This window comes from Bacteroides sp. MSK.18.37 (assembly GCF_019129155.2).
Classification (GTDB): domain Bacteria; phylum Bacteroidota; class Bacteroidia; order Bacteroidales; family Bacteroidaceae; genus Bacteroides; species Bacteroides ovatus.
Window position 1 is genome coordinate 3,445,646 of the sequence record NZ_JAHOIB020000001.1, and the last position, 17,957, is coordinate 3,463,602.

The window sequence follows — 17,957 nt, forward strand, 5'->3', positions numbered from 1 at the left end:
CATGAAACTGAAAAAAATATATATCCTGTTATCTCTTTCTTTAGCAGGCATGACAACTTTCTCCGCTTGCCAGGATTTCTTGAGCGAAAAGCCATATTCTTTTGTGGGCCCGGAAGAGGTGGGCAACGATGATGCTGCAGTCAGCCAATGGGTGACCGGCGTGTACAGTAAATGGGCGGACGATATGTTCCGTTGGGGGAATTTCCCCCGCGTGCTTGATATGGACTGTGACTATGCTTCCGGCCCTGACTGGGCATTCAGCAATGCAGGTGCCGGCAATTATCAGGGAGATGATGTGACCAATACCATTTGGAAGGGTTGCTATAACTTGATTAATCGCGCTAATGTGGCTATTAAATATATCAATGCAATCACGGGTGCCGATGAACGGGTAAAGACGAACGGTCTGGGTGAGGTGTATTTCCAAAAGGCTTTTGCCTATTTTATGCTGGTAAAGGCGTATGGTGAGATCCCGTTGTTTGACAGGGCTGTCACGGACGGGACGGGATACAACAATCCTCGCCGTCCGATAGCCGATGTCTATGCTGAAATAGTTCGTCTTTTGGAAGAGGAAGCCATTCCCCGTCTTTATAAGAATACGGATGCGGAGTATCAGACAGGACATGTATGTGCAGGAACAGCTGTCGGACTGCTCGCTAAAGTATATGCAACCATGGCTTCCGGTGCACTTCCTGCAGGTGAGAAAATGACAGTGATGACCGGTTCGTCTTATTCATACAATGGTGACGATAAAGTCTTGGATATGCCTGTAAGGCGGGAGTTTGTAAAGACTCAGGTGAAAGGTTACGAGAGTTTCGATTGGAGGGATTGCTATGAAAAAGCTGCCAAATGGGCGGGATATCTGCTCTATCCTACTCCGGACAACAACTACGGCAGCCATGACCTGCTTCCTTATGACCAACTGTGGAAGCGTTCCGGACTGGGGCAAAGTACCGAACACCTGTTTGCCTTGCAAGGTGCCAACGGTGATGAACTTTATGGAAACAGTATCTTTGAATGGTACAATGGGATTGACAATGGACGCGGTGTAGTGGCCAGCGGTCTGTATATCGGCAACCGTTATCACTGGTATACTCTGTTCACCTCTCAGGATTACCGTGTCACACAAGGAGTGAAACATCGTTTTATAGTAAGCTATCAGGACGAAGAGGGAAAACCGAAGAGCGGCTTTTTCTATCCGAATACGCCGGAGTACGTGCTGAAGGCCACAGGCTATGATGCTAACGGAAATTATGTGGCAGAACCGGAAGCTCCCTACAACGACGGACGTAACTATTACTTTAACGTATCGAACGAGTGTCTGGCATTCACCAACAAATATGCAGACGTTACAGACGCCACACAGAAAAAATCGGATGCCTACTGGCCTTTCCTTCGTCTGGCTGACATCGTGCTGATTTACGCAGAAGCGAAATGTGAATTGGATAATGGAGTATCTTCGGAGGCTATCAGTGCATTGAATAGGGTACGTATCCGTTCGAATGCCACTCTTGCATCAAGTTCCGGTGATGGAGCCATTGCTTCCAAACAAGCCCTGCGTTCCGCCATTTTTGAAGAACGTGCCAAAGAACTTGCGCTGGAAGGAGACAGGCGATGGGATTTGATTCGTTGGGGAATCTATGTGGAAGTGATGAACTCTATCGGCGGAATCAACAAGGACGGTTCTCAAACCCACTACGATGAAGCCGGTGTGAACAAACATCGTGAACAGCGTCATTTGCTCTTTCCATTGCCTTCTGATGAGGTTTCTACTAATGAAGCGATTGACAGCAATAATCCGGGTTGGAGTTAAAGTGCCTTCCCTATTCTAGAATAAAGTCAGAAATTTAAAATCAATATTTCATGAAAAGATTATCTTTCAAATCCATAACTCTTATGTGCTGTATGGCGTTGAGCTTTGGTGCTTGTCAGGACATAGTGACCTATAATGATAATTATGATGACGAAATGGCGTCAAGCGGTGCCCCCGTTATTGACGCTGTGTATGACTCCAAAGACAGGGATAAATTGTTGCCAATCACTGACGGAAATCTGGAGCAGATGATTGTACTCGACGGTTCCAATTTAAGCCGTGTGAGGAAAGTGATGTTCAATGATGTTGAACTTCCTGTCGGTGAGGTATATGCGACTGCCAGCAGTGCCTATCTTCCCATTCCCCGTCAGATTCCGTTGGAAGTGAATAATAAGCTCTATTATGAAACGGAGTTGGGAAGTACCACTTATGATTTCACGGTGTCTGTACCCTTGGTTCAGGTGGACGGTCTATATAATGAGTTTGCTCTTCCCGGCACATCTGTACAGCTGAAAGGTAAATACTTCGACCTCTATGGGTTCGGAGGCGCGAATTCCACTTCTACTGTCAAAATGAATGGTGTCGAGCTTGAGGTAGATTCCATCTCGGACAAATATATGTCAGTTGTCATTCCTGAAGATGCTCAGGATAACTCTGTCATCGAAGTGAGTTATATGGGAGCGGGTTCTGTTGCACATACCGAAAAAATCCCTTATCGTATGACGGATGCGATTATCTGGAACCTTTCTCATCCTGATGATTACGGACTCTGGGCAGGCAAAGAACTTATCATCAATGAAGCAGGCGACAATGAGCCCGAAATTCTCTATGGACCTTATTTTAGGGTAACCGGCAGTTATGGTGCCTGGAATTGGACGAATCTTGTTTGCGGAGGATTCAACTGTCCGGCTGATGTGGCGGCAGCTCCTGCCGATTACAATTTTAAGTTTGAGGTTTACTCTCCTACGGGACATCCGTTCTACGATTCGGCTGGATATGGCTATCTGATTCAGCTTAATAATGGCAATTATCCGTGGAATCCTTCTGCGAATGGCAGTTTCAATACTTACGGGAAGTGGTGTACTGTTTCGATTGATTTGCAGACCGTGTCGGGTAATGCTTTCTCGGAAGGATGGACAGGGTTGTCATTCATTCTCCAACCTAATTCGGATTGGAACGTAGACCACAGTTTCGCCAATATCCGTATTGAGAAGAAAATCCGGTAAATGATTATAGAAAATAGGTATGAAGAATATATATAACTTTTTGATTTATTTCATCTTTTGCGGCATAGGAGCAGGATGCTCTTCCTCGTCCGGGGAAGACTTTCCGGCTCCGGAGTCGGAACCGGTGGACAATTCATTGATAAAGAAAGAACTTTGCACCGAAGGTGCATCCGTTGAGGCTAAGAAAGTGTATACATATCTGAGAAACTGCTGGGGGAGAAAAACTTTGAGCAGTACAATGGCGAACGTGACATGGAACGTCAATGAAGCAATATGGGTAAACCGTCAGACCGGGAAGTATCCTGCCATTGCCTGCTTTGATTACATGAACCTTCCCGCTTCACCGGCCGACTGGATTGATTATAATAAGATATCGGTTGTTGAAGACTGGTGGAATGCCGGAGGATTGGTTGCTGCTTGCTGGCATTGGAATGTGCCGGTCACGGAAAATAGCAGTGAGTATAAATGTATGATTAGTGAAACGGATTTTGACATCACCAAGGCATTGCAGGAGGGAACCCGGGAAAATGAAATCATTAAAGCCGATTTGGAAGAATTGGCGGGTTACTTACTGCTTTTGAAGCAGAAGAATATTCCTGTAATTTGGAGACCGTTGCACGAAGCTGCAGGCAAATGGTTCTGGTGGGGGAAAGATGCAGCTTCATACAAACGGCTCTGGAAACTCGTATATGAGACTTTCAAGCAGAAAGGGCTGAACAATCTTATCTGGGTATGGACTAGTGAAACGAACGACAGGGACTGGTATCCTGGTGATGCATACGTGGATATTATCGGACGGGACGTGTACCACAAGACCAGCGCTGCCGGACTGGCAACGGATTTTGATGCACTAAAAAAAGCTTTCCCGGACAAGCTGATTGCACTTAGCGAATGTGGTGATGTGGCAACCATAGACAAGCAACTGGCAGCCGGAGCCCAATGGGCATGGTTCATGACTTGGTATGATTATGAAGTGACAAAGGACACTACTGCGCCTGTTTTTAATTCCGGACAGCACGAACATGCCGACAAGGCTTGGTGGAACAACGCTTTCGGCCAGCCTGGTGTGATTTGCCGTAGTGATTTGCCTTCGTTTAAATAACAGACTATTCAACTTTTATGATGAAATATATTATTCTGACTATTAATGCGATATTTTGCCTCCTCTTGCCGACTGCATGTAGCGGAAGTGGAGAAACCGGTGAAAAAACTCCGGAAACAGTTGCCTTGTTGCAAAACTTGAAACAGGCGGAACGGAAAGGCATCCTTTTCGGTCATCATGATGATACTGCTTACGGAATAGGTTGGGAAGGAGATAAGGGTCGTAGCGATGTTAAAAGTGTCTGCGGTGCCTATCCGGGGGTGATGTCTTTCGATTTGGGCGAGATTGAACTCGGAGGAACACATAATCTTGACAAAGTATCCTTTGCGCATCTTCGTGAATATATTATCGAGCAGTATGCCCGTGGCGGCATGATTTCGCTCAGTTGGCATGTACGTAATCCGAAAACGGGCGGTGACTCATGGGATGTGACCGATAGCACCGTAGTGGCTTCTGTCATGCAAGGGGGAGAGAACCATGTGAAAATGCTCGAATGGATAGACCGTGTGGCCGATTTCCTGCTTTCGCTGAAGACAAAGGAGGGTGTACTCATTCCTGTGGTGTTCCGCCCTTGGCATGAACATACCGGAAGCTGGTTTTGGTGGGGAAAGGATTTGTGCTCTTCGGAACAGTACAAGACCCTTTGGCGGATGACTAATGACCGTTTGCGTCTGAAGGGAGTGAATAATGTGCTGTTAGCTTACTCTCCGGGAATGGAATCTGATACGGTTGAGGAATATCTTGAACGCTATCCGGGGGATGATATTATAGATGTTCTCGGTACGGATGTATATCAGTTTGAACGTTCCCAGTATATCAAGCAATTGAACAAGATGCTGACGATTCTGACCGAGGCGGGCAAGAAGCACGATAAGCCTATTGCCCTGACCGAAACAGGATTGGAAGGCATTCCCGATTCTTTATGGTGGACAGGGACTCTGTTGCCTGTCATTGAGAAATATCCCCTCAGTTATGTACTGGTTTGGCGTAATGCGCGTGAAAAGTCCACTCATTATTATGCTCCCTATCCCGGACAAGTATCTGCCGATGATTTTGTGAAATTCAGTCGGTCTCCGAAAATATTGTTTGTCGGAGACAATTTTGAACTCTATAAATAAGGAAACATGATGAAGAACCTGATTAGAATCTGCCTGTTTACTATGCTTTTGTTTGTAACAGGAGACCTGGCTGCCCAAAATATACATTTGTCAACCCCTCGTACCTCACTGGTGCTCTCGGCTCCGGCGGGAGGAGAGTTGAAGTATGTATATTATGGCAGTAAGCTTACTGAAAATGACTGTCGCGAAGTTTATAATGCACCTACCATGCAACATGGGGCTTATCCGGTATATGGTATGAACTGCCCGGGTGAGTCGGCGCTGGCAGTGACTCATGCCGACGGAAATATGACTTTGCAAATGGAAGTGGCTGGTACGGAAATAAAGAACACTGACGGAGCAGTTACTGCTGTCATTAAACTGAAAGACAAGGTCTATCCGTTTTCTGTGAATGTGTGCTACAAGGCCTACTCCGATGTCGATATCATAGAGACTTGGACGGAGATAGCCCATGCGGAGAAAAAGAACGTTATGTTACGTAAGTTTGATTCGGCTTTTCTGCCTGTGAGAAGGGGAGATGTATGGTTATCAAGTCTGTATGGCTCATGGGCCAACGAGGGAAGGCTTGTGCAGGAACCTCTTGAACCGGGCATGAAAGTGATAAAGAACCGGGACGGTGTGAGAAATTCACATACGGCACATGCCGAGGTGATGTTCTCGCTTGACGGGAAACCTCAGGAGAACTATGGCAATGTCATTGGTGCAGCTCTTTGTTATGGCGGAAACTACAAACTGCGCATTGATACGGACGATAGTGAATATCACCAGTTTTATGCCGGCATAAATGAAGAAAATTCAGTTTATAACTTGAAGAAAGGAGAACTTTTCATAACTCCGGCTTTAGCATTGACTTACAGTGCTGAAGGGTTGAGCGGATGCAGCCGTAACTTTCATCGTTGGGCGCGCAAATACAAACTGGCGCATGGAAATTCTCTCCGTAAAATATTGCTGAACAGTTGGGAAGGAGTGTATTTTGATATCAACGAGAACGGTATGAACCAGATGATGGGAGATATCGCATCTATGGGCGGTGAACTGTTTGTGATGGATGACGGGTGGTTTGGCGATAAATACAAACGTAACTCTGACAATTCTTCATTGGGCGACTGGAAGGTGGATACCGGGAAGCTGCCCGGTGGTATCCGTAAATTGGTGGACGATGCCCGCCAATATAAGGTGAAGTTCGGTATATGGATTGAACCGGAAATGGCCAATACCACTAGTGAACTTTACGAAAAACATCCGGAATGGATATTGAAAGCTCCCTTGCGCGAACCGGTATTGGGGCGTGGAGGGACGCAGGTGGTGCTTGACTTGGGTAATCCGCAGGTGCAGGATTTCATATTCAATCTTGTAGACACTTTGATGACCAATTATCCGGAAATAGATTACATCAAATGGGATGCGAACATGGCTATTATGAATCATGGGTCGGACTATCTGCCGAAGGATGAACAAAGTCATCTGTATATTGCCTATCATCGGGGATTTGAGAATGTTTGCCGCCGGATACGTGCCAAATATCCGGAACTCACCATACAGGCGTGTGCCAGTGGAGGCGGGCGTGCCAATTATGGAGTGCTTCCTTACTTTGATGAGTTTTGGGTGAGTGACAATACGGATGCGTTGCAACGAATTTATATGCAATGGGGAGCCTCTTATTTCTTTCCGGCTATAGCTATGGCTTCACATATCAGTGCTGCGCCCAATCATCAGACTTTCCGCACCATTCCTTTGAAATACCGTATCGATGTGGCTATGAGCGGTCGTTTGGGAATGGAAATACAGCCCAAGAATATGACAGGCGAAGAGAAAGAGCTATGCCGTAAAGCTATTGCTGATTATAAAATGATTCGTCCTGTGGTACAGTTGGGAGATATTTACCGGTTGCTTTCTCCGTATGACAGGCTGGGGGCAGCTTCGCTGATGTATGTTGCACCGGAAAAAGAGAAGGCTGTGTTCTATTGGTGGAAGACCGAGCATTTTTGCAATCAGCATTTGCCGCGTACCAGGATGGCGGGGCTTCATCCGGATAAGATTTATAAGGTGACCGAGCTGAACAGGATAGACAACCAGCCTCTGGATTACGAAGGAAAAGCTTTCAGCGGCGCGTATCTGATGGCGAACGGGCTGGAAATGCCTTATAATCACAAAGTGGATTACCATAAGTTGAGTGATTATTCCAGTCGGGTACTTTATCTGGAAGAGGTTAAGTGAATATATATAAGAGAATAACGACATTTAATTTGACGATTGATATGATTACATTTAAAGAGAAGTTGAATACTCTGTTTGATGATTACAATAAACTGATTACCAGCAAGAATGTGCCTTTGGAAGACGGTAACGGTATTCTCACCCGTTATAAGTATCCGATACTGACGGCTGCCCATACTCCTGTCTTCTGGCGTTATGATTTGGATTCTGAATCCAACCCTTATCTGATGGAGCGTATCGGCATGAACGCTACATTGAATTCCGGCGCTATTAAATGGAACGGCAAGTACCTGTTGGTAGTACGTGTGGAAGGTGCCGACCGTAAATCGTTTTTTGCGGTGGCCGAGAGTCCTAATGGCATTGACAATTTCCGTTTTTGGGATTATCCTATTACGATGCCCGAAGATGTGATTCCGGCTACCAATATTTATGATATGCGCCTTACGGCGCATGAAGACGGCTGGGTGTACGGCATTTTCTGCGCGGAAAGACATGACCCGGCAGCGCCGGCGGGCGACTTGTCGTCGGCAACTGCCACTGCTGCCATAGCTCGTACCAAAGATTTTGTGAACTGGGAGCGGCTGCCTGATTTGAAGACCGGAAGCCAGCAACGCAATGTCGTGCTTCATCCCGAATTCGTCAATGGGAAATATGCACTTTACACCCGTCCGCAGGACGGATTCATCGATGCCGGAAGCGGAGGGGGAATCGGCTGGGCATTGGTGGACGATATGACTCATGCGGAGGTAAGAGAGGAAACGATTATTGACCGGCGCTATTATCATACCATCAAAGAGGTGAAGAACGGAGAAGGACCGCATCCTATCAAGACTCCTAAAGGGTGGCTGCATCTGGCACATGGGGTTCGCGGATGTGCCGCCGGGTTAAGGTATGTTCTTTATATGTATATGACTTCTCTTGAAGACCCGACGCGTGTGATAGCTTCTCCTGCCGGGGCAATCATGGTTCCCGAAGGCGGGGAGCGTGTGGGAGATGTTTCGAATGTACTGTTTTCCAATGGCTGGATTGCAGATGAAGACGGAAAAGTATTCATTTATTACGCTTCGAGTGATACACGTATGCATGTGGCAACTTCTACCATAGACCGATTGGTGGATTATTGTCTGAATACTCCGCAAGACGGTTATTCTTCATCTGCTTCTGTGGAAATACTGAAACGCCAGATTGCGAAAAACCTGAAATTGATGAGTTGATGCACAGCATCCTTAAATAACGGTCTACCATGATAAAACTAAAAGAAAAGATTGGCTACGGTTTGGGAGACATGGCTTCCTCTATGTTCTGGAAGTTGTTCGGCTCTTATCTTATGATATTCTATACGGATGTATTCGGGATGTCTGCAGCCGTTGTGGGGACTATGTTCCTCGTCACTCGTGTATGGGATTCGGCATTCGATCCTATTGTCGGAATCATTGCCGACCGCACTCATTCACGGTGGGGGAAGTTCCGCCCTTATCTGCTATTTCTTGCTTTTCCGTTTGCCTTCATCGGAATCCTTACTTTTACTACTCCCGAATGGAGCATGACGGCGAAGATTGTATATGCTTATATTACTTACTCACTGATGATGATGGTTTATTCTGCTATCAATGTGCCTTATGCTTCTCTGTTAGGTGTAATGAGTGCCGAACCGCACGATCGCAATGTACTGTCTGTCTACCGCATGGTATTTGCCTATTTGGGCAGTTTCATCGCATTGCTGCTGTTCATGCCTATGGTGAATGCTTTTAGCGAGGGACATGGTGAGCAATATGGTTGGGAAATGGCTGTAACTGTGATTGCTGTCATGTGTACTGTCTTTTTTATCGGTTGTTTTGCTTTGACCCGTGAGCGTGTGAAACCTATAAGGGAGAAGCAAGCCCCGCTGAAAGATGATTTGAAAGATTTGTTGCACAACCGTCCCTGGTGGATTTTGTTGGGAGCGGGTATTGCTGCCTTGATTTTCAATTCCATTCGTGACGGTGCCACTGTGTATTATTTCAAGTACTTTATTGTAGAAAACAGTAATGAGCCGGTTACTTTTCTAGGTATCCCATTTGTATTAAGCGGACTGTACCTGGCTATTGGACAGGCGGCTAATATTATCGGAGTGGTTTTGGCCGCTCCGGTCAGTAACCGTATCGGGAAGAAAAGAACTTATATGTGGGCTATGGTAGTTGCAACGGTGCTCAGTATCGTTTTCTACTGGTTCGATAAAGAGAATCTCGTACTCATTTTTATTTTCCAGATACTTATCAGTATTTGTGCCGGCAGTATTTTTCCTCTTTTATGGAGCATGTATGCCGATTGTGTAGACTATTCCGAACTTAAAACGGGTAACAGGGCTACCGGACTGATATTTTCTTCTTCATCCATGAGCCAGAAGTTCGGGTGGGCAATCGGCAGCGCTGTCACTGGCTGGTTGTTGGGGTACTTCGGTTTCCAGGCGAATGTGGTGCAAAATGACCAGGCTATTAATGGTATCAGGATGTTTCTCAGCTTTTTGCCTGCCATAGGTACCTTATTGAGTATTTTATTTATCAGCATGTATCCGCTATCCGAAAGAAGAATGAAAGAAATCATCGGGGAACTGGAACAGAAGAGAAACCAACATTAAACATTTAGGATTATGGAAACTACTATTGAACGCCTGAAAGAGGAGGTGCAACAAGTGCTTACCACTAATATTCTCCCTTACTGGATAGAAAAAATGCAGGATAGAGGGAATGGAGGATTTTACGGTCGCATCACAGGGCAGGAATGTTTGGTTGCTGAAGCGGAGAAGGGAGCTGTCATGAATGCACGCATCCTGTGGACGTTCTCTGCTGCTTACCGCCTGTTGCATAAGACCGAATATCTGGAAATTGCCACTCGCGCCAAACGTGAAATAATCGACCGCTTTTATGATACACAATTTGGAGGAGTTTATTGGAGCATAGATGCTCATGGGCAGCCTTTGGATACAAAGAAGCAGGTCTATGCTATCGGATTTGCTATTTATGGACTGAGTGAGTATCATCGGGCAACGGCGGACGACGAGGCTTTGGAATATGCTGTCCGCCTTTTTCATGACATCGAATTGCATTGTTTTGACAAAGGAAAAAATGGGTATTATGAAGCGTTTTCCAGAGAATGGGGAGAAATAGCAGATATGCGTCTCAGTGACAAGGATGCTAATGAACGCAAAACGATGAATACTCATTTGCATATTCTTGAGCCTTATACCAATCTTTTCCGGATATGGAAGGATGAAATGCTGAAAAGCCGGTTGCATAATCTTATCCGTTTGTTCATTGATGAGATTATGGATATGGACACAAGGCATCTGCAACTTTTCTTTGACGACAACTGGCGAAGCAATTACCATATTATATCTTACGGTCATGATATTGAAGCGTCGTGGCTTATTCATGAGGCGGCACTCGTACTTGCTGACCGCCAACTATTGACCGAAATAGAAATGTATATCGTTGAGATGGCTGAAGCTGCTGCGGAGGGCTTTCTTTCCGACGGAGGAATGATTTACGAATTACGGACTGACAGTTCGTCTATTGATGCCGACCGGCATTGGTGGGTACAAGCTGAAACAGTGGTAGGATTCATGAATCTATATCAACATTTCGGTGACAAGCTATCTTTGTCACGTGCTGTCCGGTGTTGGGAGTTCATCAAAAAGTATTTAATTGATTATGCAAATGGAGAATGGTACTGGAGCCTTTCGGCTGATGGGACTGTCAACCGTGAGGATGATAAAGCCGGATTTTGGAAATGTCCTTACCATAACGGGCGTATGTGTATGGAGATAATGGAGCGCTTTTGATTTCATTGCAACCGTTTAGTTCCAACCCTGTTTGGAACTGTTTGTTTCTCGGCGTGAAACACTTTGTTTCCCTGCTTGAAACATTTCGTTTCTCGGTGAGAAACAAATGGTTTCATGGCATGAAACAAATCACGGCTTGTGGGGTGACGCCCAGTATGCTGTGGGATGACTGAAGATGACCTTTAAGCAAACTTGAGGTGTATTTATAATGAAAGCTGGAGAAAGGGATTGTTTTATCTTTCCTCCAGCTTTTATATTATTGATGAGCAGTGAATTACTTCACTTCCCAAGTCTCATTAGTCATCAACAGCTCCTGGAAATTGTGATATTTCTTCTTGCCTTTGATTTCTTCGATTTGTTCAACGACAGCATCATTGTAAGTCGGAGCGTCTACATCACGGATTACACCGAGCGCAATCGGGAAGTCGGGACCTTCCATCAAAGCCAGTTTCAGTTGCAGTGTATTGTCCTGACAGTGTGCGTCGTGGATAAGGATATCTTTTTCTGTGATACCGTTCTCACCCAGTTTCACTACTTTCAGCCCGAAGCCTTCCTGCATCAATCCGAATTCCTTGTTTTCGCCGAACAACATCGGTTTGCCATGCTCCAGATAGATAGCATTCTTGGCACGTCCTTCTTTGGTGGCAACGCTGGCGTGAGTTCCGTCGTTGAAGATCACGCAGTTTTGCAGAACTTCTACAACAGAAGCACCTTTATGGTTGGCTGCTGCTTTCAATACTTCTACCGAAGCGGCACCATCTACTGCAATACAGCGTGCGAAGAAGCGTCCGCGGGCGCCGAATGCCAGTTCAGCGGGACGGAAAGGATCTTCCACGGTTCCGTAAGGAGAAGACTTGGTTACAAGTCCGCGTTCCGAAGTCGGTGAATATTGTCCTTTTGTCAGACCATAGATACGGTTGTTCAACAGAATCATATTCAGGTCGATATTACGGCGTAAAGCGTGGATGAAGTGGTTACCACCGATTGCCAGACCGTCACCGTCGCCGGAAATCTGCCAGATAGTCAAATTTGGATTGGCTACTTTAGCTCCTGTTGCAATAGCGGCTGCACGTCCGTGGATGGTGTGGAAACCATAGGTATTTACATAATAAGGCAGACGGGAAGAACAACCGATACCCGAAATTACGGCAATATCGTGCGGAGCTGTTCCCAGTTCGGCCATGGCTTTGTGCAGTGAATTCAGGAAAGCGTGGTCACCGCATCCCGGACACCAGCGTGGCTGACCTGATTTATAATCTTGTACGGTATATACTTTATCGCTCATCTTTTATTCCTCCAATAATTTAGTGAATGCATCTATCAATTCTCTCGTGACGAAAGGCTGTCCTTTCACCTGGTTGAACTGGCTGATGTTCAATCCGGGCACTTTCATGCGCAAGTAACCTGCAAATTGTCCCAGATTCTGTTCAGCTACCACGATTTTCTTATATTTACGCAACACATCGGCAGTGTTCTTCGGCAGCGGATTGATGTATTGGAAGTGAGCGAAAGCCACTTTCTTTCCATGTTCGCGCATATAGTCCATAGCCAGACGGAGATGTCCGTAAGTACCGCCCCAGCCAACAATCAGCAAGTCTGCGTCCTCGTCACCCAATACTTCGAGTTCGGGGATATAGTCTGCAATCTTATCCACTTTGGCCTGACGCAGATGAACCATCTTATTGTGGTTTTCCGGTTCGGTAGAGATAACGCCTGTTTCGTTGCTCTTTTCAAGACCACCGATGCGGTGCATGAATCCTTCAGTTCCCGGAGTAGCCCAGTAGCGTACGCCTGTTTCCGGATTACGTTGGTAAGGAGTCCAGTTGCCGGCCATATCCGGGGTCACATACGGAGGATTGATGGCAGGATATTCATCCAGGTTAGGAAGTTTCCATGCGGCAGAACCGTTAGCTACGAAAGCATCAGTCAGCAATACAACCGGAGTCATGTGTTCCAAGGCAATCTTGCATGCCATATAAGCGGCGTCGAAACAGTTGGTCGGCGATGTTGCAGCGATTACAGGCATCGGGCTTTCGCCGTTGCGTCCGTAAAGGGCTTGTAATAAGTCGGTCTGTTCTGATTTAGTAGGAAGACCGGTAGACGGACCGCCACGCTGTACATTGACAATCACCAATGGAAGTTCACCGATTACAGCAAGGTTCATCGCCTCACTCTTCAGGCAAACACCGGGGCCGGAAGTCGTAGTCACTGCCAAAGCACCGGCAAAAGCGGCACCAACTGCAGAAGCACAACCGGCTATTTCATCTTCGCACTGTACGGTTTTGACTCCCAATGATTTATGTTTAGCTAATTCGTGCAGAATATCAGTAGCCGGAGTGATAGGATAAGAACCCAGGTAGAGCCCCAGACCTGCTTTTTCAGCTGCGGCAATCAGTCCGTAAGCGGTTGCTTTATTACCGTTGATATCTGTATAAAGTCCTTTTGATTTCGGAGCTTTGCTTTCAATCTTATAAGTAGAGACAGAAGCATGAGTGTTTGCTCCGTAGTTGAAGCCATCGTTCAATACCTTAATATTAGCTTCTGCTATTTCGGGTTTCTTGGCGAATTTCTCGCGCAGCATTTTTTCAGCAGCAGCAAGGTTACGGTTGAACAACCAGCAAACCAATCCGAGTGCAAACATATTTTTGCAACGGAGAATCGATTTGTTATCCAATCCGGAGTCTTTCAGGCTCTCTTTGCACATGGAAGAGATAGGAACTTCCAATACTTCCTGTTTTATTCCTAATTCTTCAAAGGGATTGTTGGTTTTAAATTGTGCCTTTTCCAAATCTCTGGCTTCGAATGAGTCGGAGTCGGTGATGATAAGTCCTTGCGGTTTACAGAATTTGATTTGTGTTTTCAGTGCGGAAGGGTTCATAGCCACCAATACGTGGCAACGGTCTCCGGGAGTGTAAACTTGTCCGGCGCCGATGTGGACCTGGAAACCGGAAACACCGGTTAGCGAACCTTGCGGGGCGCGGATGTCTGCCGGATAGTCAGGGAATGTACAGATGTCATTTCCCACTGTAGCCGACACGTTCGAGAAGATGTTGCCGGCCAGCTGCATACCATCGCCGGAGTCGCCGGAGAAACGTACTACTACTTCCTCCAATTCTTTAACCATCATTTCGTCTGCCATAACTTTAATTACTATATTTAATTTAAAAACTGATTTTACTTTCAATTTGTGAGCGCAAAGGTCGGAAAGTTAATCGAATTATCAAAATAAATCCTACTTTATTGTCCTATTGACGCCAATTATTTGAAATATCTGAAAGGAACCTGCATTTTTATTCTTGTTAAATCGACAGAAACCGTTATCTTTGCAAACAAATTTGAAGCGGCCTTGTAGTTCAACGGATAGAATAGAAGTTTCCTAAACTTTAGATAGGGGTTCGATTCCCCTCGGGGCTACTACAGAAGAATCTATGAGAGTGGTGTTGTTTTGCTTTCATATTGTATCAAGTTTTAAGTGTAACAATAGCTTCTTTTAAGATGAACGTCTTATAGCTTCTATTTGTTTTAATAATCAATAGAAAAAGCCTCTACCGAATGTTCGGAAGAGGCTTTTCTATTTGTGGAGTTTATTATTCTTCCGTAGCTGGTACTACGACTTTTTTGTTCTTCATCATGTTGTATGCAATCGGAGATGCAATGAACAGTGATGACAATGTACCGATAACAACACCCAAGATCATTGCGAATGCAAAGCTGCGGATTGAATCACCGCCAAGGATGAAGATACACAGCAATACGATCAATGTACTTAATGATGTATTGATAGTACGTGCAAGTGTAGTATTCAATGAATCATTGAACAACTGACGTTTGTCACGTTTTGGATACAGGCCGAAGAATTCACGTACACGGTCGAAGATTACCACCTTGTCATTGATAGAGTAACCGATAGCTGTCAGGATAGCACCGATAAACGTTTGGTCAATTTCCAGTGAGAATGGAACGATACCCCATAACAATGAGTAAGCACCGATAATCATGATGGTATCGCATGATAGAGCTACAATAGAGCCAATACTATATGCGATGTTACGGAAACGGATTAAGATATACAGACCGATAGCGATCAAAGCCAGTACTACGGAATAGATGGCACCTGTTTTGATATCGTCTGCGATACTCGGACCCACTTTTTGAGAACTTACAATACTACCACCAGTGTGATTGTCACGGTCGATAAAGGTAGCTAGAGTGATGTTTTGAGTCAGCACAGGTTTCAAAGTCTCATATAAATATGCTTCGATTTGAGAGTCAACATCGTTTCCTGCATCTTCAATACGGTAGTTGGTGCTGATACGTACAGTTTTCTTATCTGTACCGATAGCGATAACACTAACGTTAGCATCACCGAACTTGCTGGAGATCAATTCACGAATCTGTTCGGGTTCTACCGGATTCTCGAACTGTACCTTGAAGTTACGTCCACCGGTAAAGTCGATACTCTGGCTTAAACCGCGCATGGCAAATGAACCGATACAAACGAGGATGATGGCTACAGTGATGATAAGGGATTTTTTGTTTGTTCCCATAAAATCAAAACGTGTGTTGGTCATCAAGTTTCTTGAAACAGGGGTTGTGAATGTAAGGTTCAATAGTTTGTCCTTGTTCATGAAGTGTTCGTAAACTATACGGGTCATGAACACAGCGGTGAAGAAGGATACTAGAATACCGATAATCAATGTCGTAGCAAAACCACGGATCGGACCGGTACCGAAGTTAAACAGAATGATACCTGTGATGATGGATGTCAGGTTCGAGTCGAAGATAGCGGAGAATGCGTTGGAATAACCGTCAGCAAGTGCTTTCTTCACACCTTTACCGGCACGAAGTTCTTCTTTTGTACGTTCGTAGATAAGTACGTTCGCATCCACTGCCATACCTAGTGACAACACCATACCGGCAATACCGGACATTGTCAATGCTGCCTGGAAGGAGGAGAGGACACCTAATACGAAGAAGAAGTTCAGGAACAATGCACCATTGGCAATCATACCCGGTATGAAGCCGTACATCATACACATATAGATCATCAACAGAATCAGAGCCACTACGAATGAGAATACACCTGCATTGATAGATTCCTGACCCAATGACGGACCAACGATATCTTCCTGTACGATGTGAGCCGGAGCCGGCATCTTACCTGATTTCAATACGTTTGCTAAGTCCTTTGCCTGTTCAGGAGTGAAATGACCTGTAATCTGTGAACGTCCACCTGTGATTTCAGAGTTTACGTTTGGTGCAGAATATACATAGTTGTCAAGAACGATAGCGATAGAACGACCGATGTTCTGTTTGGTCAGCTGTGCCCAACGACGTGCACCGTCAGAGTTCATTGTCATGCTGACAGCCGGTTTGCTGTATTGGTCAAATTCATCTTTCGCGTCTGTTACTACATCACCTTCCAACGGAGCTTTACCGTTGCGTTCGGTAGACTTGATAGCATATAATTCGAACGTCTGTCCTTTCTTGTCAAATTCAGAAGGAGAAACACCCCATTTCAAACGAAGGTCTTTCGGGAGTTCTGCTTTAACTTCCGGCATAGCCAGATATTTGTTGATATCAGCAGTGTCTTTGTAGTTAGCGTAACCGATCACAGGACCTTGTCCGCTAGAGTTCAACTGCAGGATAGCCAACAGAGGGTATTGCTTTTTAATTTCTGCCAGGTTAGCTGTTGAATTATCTTCAGTAGTTGTAGCATCTCCTTTCAGGGCAGCAGCAAGACTGTCGGCAGCACTTACGCTTTTCTTGGCCGGAGTAGCTTCTGCAAGCGGAGCTTCTTTGGTGGAATCTACAGCGGTAGAGTCTGCATCTGTCTCCTGCGCTAATACAGCACGCAATTTAGCATCAGCAGATTGCATGGCAGGAAGAACTTCTTTAGCTGTATAAGTTTCCCAGAATTCTAGGTTAGCAGAACCTTGGAGAAGTTTTCTCACACGTTCCGGCTCTTTGATACCCGGCAATTCCACCATGATACGACCCATTTTGTCTTCCAGGCTCTGGATATTCGGCTGAACAACACCGAAACGGTCGATACGTGTACGAAGTACGTTATATGAGTTTTCAACAGCAGCTTTTACTTCTGCTCTCAATACTTTTTCAACTTCTGCATCCGATGATTTCTGGTTAACTTTGTCTTTCAACTGTTGTGTTGCGAAGAGTTCGGAAAGTTTTGCGTTAGGAGCAGCTTTGTGGTATTCTCTGACAAATAGCGTGATGATATCATCCTGGCTGTTTACAGCCTGTTTTGCAGCTTCTGCCAATGCATTGTTGAAAGCTTCATCCGGCTTGTTGTCAGCCAGTGCTTTGATAACATCAGGTACAGAAACTTCAAGGATAACGTTCATACCACCTTTTAGGTCCAAACCTAAACTAATCTCCATCTCACGACATTGTTTCAGCGTCCAGTTACCCAACCACACTTTCTCATTGGAGAGAGAGTCGAGGTAGTCTTGTTCCACTTTCGGGTCGCCGTTCGCAATTTCTTTCGCCTTGTTGGTATAATGGCGTGTTACGAAGGAGAAGGAGAGATAGAACACACATACCAGTGTGAGTAATACCGCAAAAACCTTTACAAATCCTTTGTTTTGCATTTTACTTTTAATTTATGATGATTACTTTTTTAATTTAATTTTCAGTTAAA

General features: G+C 45.3%; 11 protein-coding genes and 1 tRNA gene. 9 read left to right on the forward strand and 3 right to left on the reverse strand.

Going from position 1 to position 17,957, the window contains the following annotated elements:
• The first annotated feature begins 1 nt into the window (after position 1).
• From KSX81_RS13640 to KSX81_RS13675, 8 genes are read left to right on the forward strand one after another with little or no spacing between them, the layout of a single operon-like run.
• The gene (locus KSX81_RS13640; protein WP_004296498.1) at positions 2-1,813 is read left to right on the forward strand and encodes a RagB/SusD family nutrient uptake outer membrane protein; all 1,812 of its coding nucleotides are present in this window, start codon (positions 2-4) and stop codon (positions 1,811-1,813) included.
• A 50-nt stretch (positions 1,814-1,863) separates the two neighbouring features.
• A complete protein-coding gene (locus tag KSX81_RS13645; protein ID WP_004323073.1) occupies positions 1,864-3,039 on the forward strand; it encodes a glycan-binding surface protein in 1,176 nt (391 codons plus the stop codon).
• Positions 3,040-3,058: 19 nt separating this feature from the next.
• Positions 3,059-4,141 (forward strand): glycosyl hydrolase, encoded by a 1,083-nt coding sequence (locus KSX81_RS13650; protein ID WP_004296496.1) that lies wholly within the window; start codon positions 3,059-3,061, stop codon positions 4,139-4,141.
• Positions 4,142-4,158: 17 nt separating this feature from the next.
• Complete coding sequence (locus KSX81_RS13655; RefSeq protein ID WP_004296495.1) at positions 4,159-5,259, forward strand: glycoside hydrolase family 26 protein; 1,101 nt, start codon at positions 4,159-4,161, stop codon at positions 5,257-5,259.
• 6 nt (positions 5,260-5,265) lie between these two features.
• Complete coding sequence (locus KSX81_RS13660; RefSeq protein ID WP_004296494.1) at positions 5,266-7,476, forward strand: alpha-galactosidase; 2,211 nt, start codon at positions 5,266-5,268, stop codon at positions 7,474-7,476.
• A 41-nt stretch (positions 7,477-7,517) separates the two neighbouring features.
• On the forward strand, positions 7,518-8,690 hold the full coding sequence (locus KSX81_RS13665) for a glycosidase (protein ID WP_004323080.1): 1,173 nt from the start codon (positions 7,518-7,520) through the stop codon (positions 8,688-8,690).
• Between the two features lie 29 nt (positions 8,691-8,719).
• Positions 8,720-10,093, forward strand: coding sequence for an MFS transporter (locus tag KSX81_RS13670; protein ID WP_004296492.1), 1,374 nt, complete (start codon positions 8,720-8,722; stop codon positions 10,091-10,093).
• A 12-nt stretch (positions 10,094-10,105) separates the two neighbouring features.
• Positions 10,106-11,296, forward strand: coding sequence for an AGE family epimerase/isomerase (locus tag KSX81_RS13675; RefSeq protein WP_004296491.1), 1,191 nt, complete (start codon positions 10,106-10,108; stop codon positions 11,294-11,296).
• A 274-nt stretch (positions 11,297-11,570) separates the two neighbouring features.
• On the opposite strand, the gene KSX81_RS13680 is transcribed toward KSX81_RS13675, so the two are convergent.
• Together KSX81_RS13680 and KSX81_RS13685 are read right to left on the reverse strand one after the other, a co-directional pair.
• Complete coding sequence (locus KSX81_RS13680) at positions 11,571-12,581, reverse strand: 2-oxoacid:ferredoxin oxidoreductase subunit beta (protein ID WP_004296489.1); 1,011 nt, start codon at positions 12,579-12,581, stop codon at positions 11,571-11,573.
• A gap of 3 nt (positions 12,582-12,584) precedes the next feature.
• Positions 12,585-14,435: a 2-oxoacid:acceptor oxidoreductase subunit alpha gene (locus KSX81_RS13685; protein ID WP_044919250.1), complete on the reverse strand. Its 1,851-nt coding sequence runs from the start codon at positions 14,433-14,435 to the stop codon at positions 12,585-12,587.
• A gap of 203 nt (positions 14,436-14,638) precedes the next feature.
• Between KSX81_RS13685 and KSX81_RS13690 the strand changes: the two genes are divergently transcribed.
• Positions 14,639-14,710, forward strand: a tRNA-Arg gene (locus KSX81_RS13690).
• A 173-nt stretch (positions 14,711-14,883) separates the two neighbouring features.
• Here KSX81_RS13690 and secDF read toward each other — a convergent pair.
• Positions 14,884-17,907, reverse strand: a complete 3,024-nt coding sequence (gene secDF / locus KSX81_RS13695) for a protein translocase subunit SecDF (protein ID WP_004296487.1) — start codon at positions 17,905-17,907, stop codon at positions 14,884-14,886.
• Positions 17,908-17,957: the final 50 nt, after the last annotated feature.

Excerpts from the sequence above, each read along its gene's own strand:
- KSX81_RS13645 (WP_004323073.1), top strand. The coding sequence starts at position 1,864 with ATGAAAAGATTATCTTTCAAATCCATAACTCTTATGTGCTGTATGGCG.
- KSX81_RS13675 (WP_004296491.1), top strand. The coding sequence starts at position 10,106 with ATGGAAACTACTATTGAACGCCTGAAAGAGGAGGTGCAACAAGTGCTT.
- KSX81_RS13665 (WP_004323080.1), top strand. The coding sequence starts at position 7,518 with ATGATTACATTTAAAGAGAAGTTGAATACTCTGTTTGATGATTACAAT.
- secDF (WP_004296487.1), bottom strand. The coding sequence starts at position 17,907 with ATGCAAAACAAAGGATTTGTAAAGGTTTTTGCGGTATTACTCACACTG.
- KSX81_RS13670 (WP_004296492.1), top strand. The coding sequence starts at position 8,720 with ATGATAAAACTAAAAGAAAAGATTGGCTACGGTTTGGGAGACATGGCT.
- KSX81_RS13640 (WP_004296498.1), top strand. The coding sequence starts at position 2 with ATGAAACTGAAAAAAATATATATCCTGTTATCTCTTTCTTTAGCAGGC.
- KSX81_RS13650 (WP_004296496.1), top strand. The coding sequence starts at position 3,059 with ATGAAGAATATATATAACTTTTTGATTTATTTCATCTTTTGCGGCATA.
- KSX81_RS13685 (WP_044919250.1), bottom strand. The coding sequence starts at position 14,435 with ATGGCAGACGAAATGATGGTTAAAGAATTGGAGGAAGTAGTAGTACGT.
- KSX81_RS13680 (WP_004296489.1), bottom strand. The coding sequence starts at position 12,581 with ATGAGCGATAAAGTATATACCGTACAAGATTATAAATCAGGTCAGCCA.
- KSX81_RS13655 (WP_004296495.1), top strand. The coding sequence starts at position 4,159 with ATGATGAAATATATTATTCTGACTATTAATGCGATATTTTGCCTCCTC.
- KSX81_RS13660 (WP_004296494.1), top strand. The coding sequence starts at position 5,266 with ATGATGAAGAACCTGATTAGAATCTGCCTGTTTACTATGCTTTTGTTT.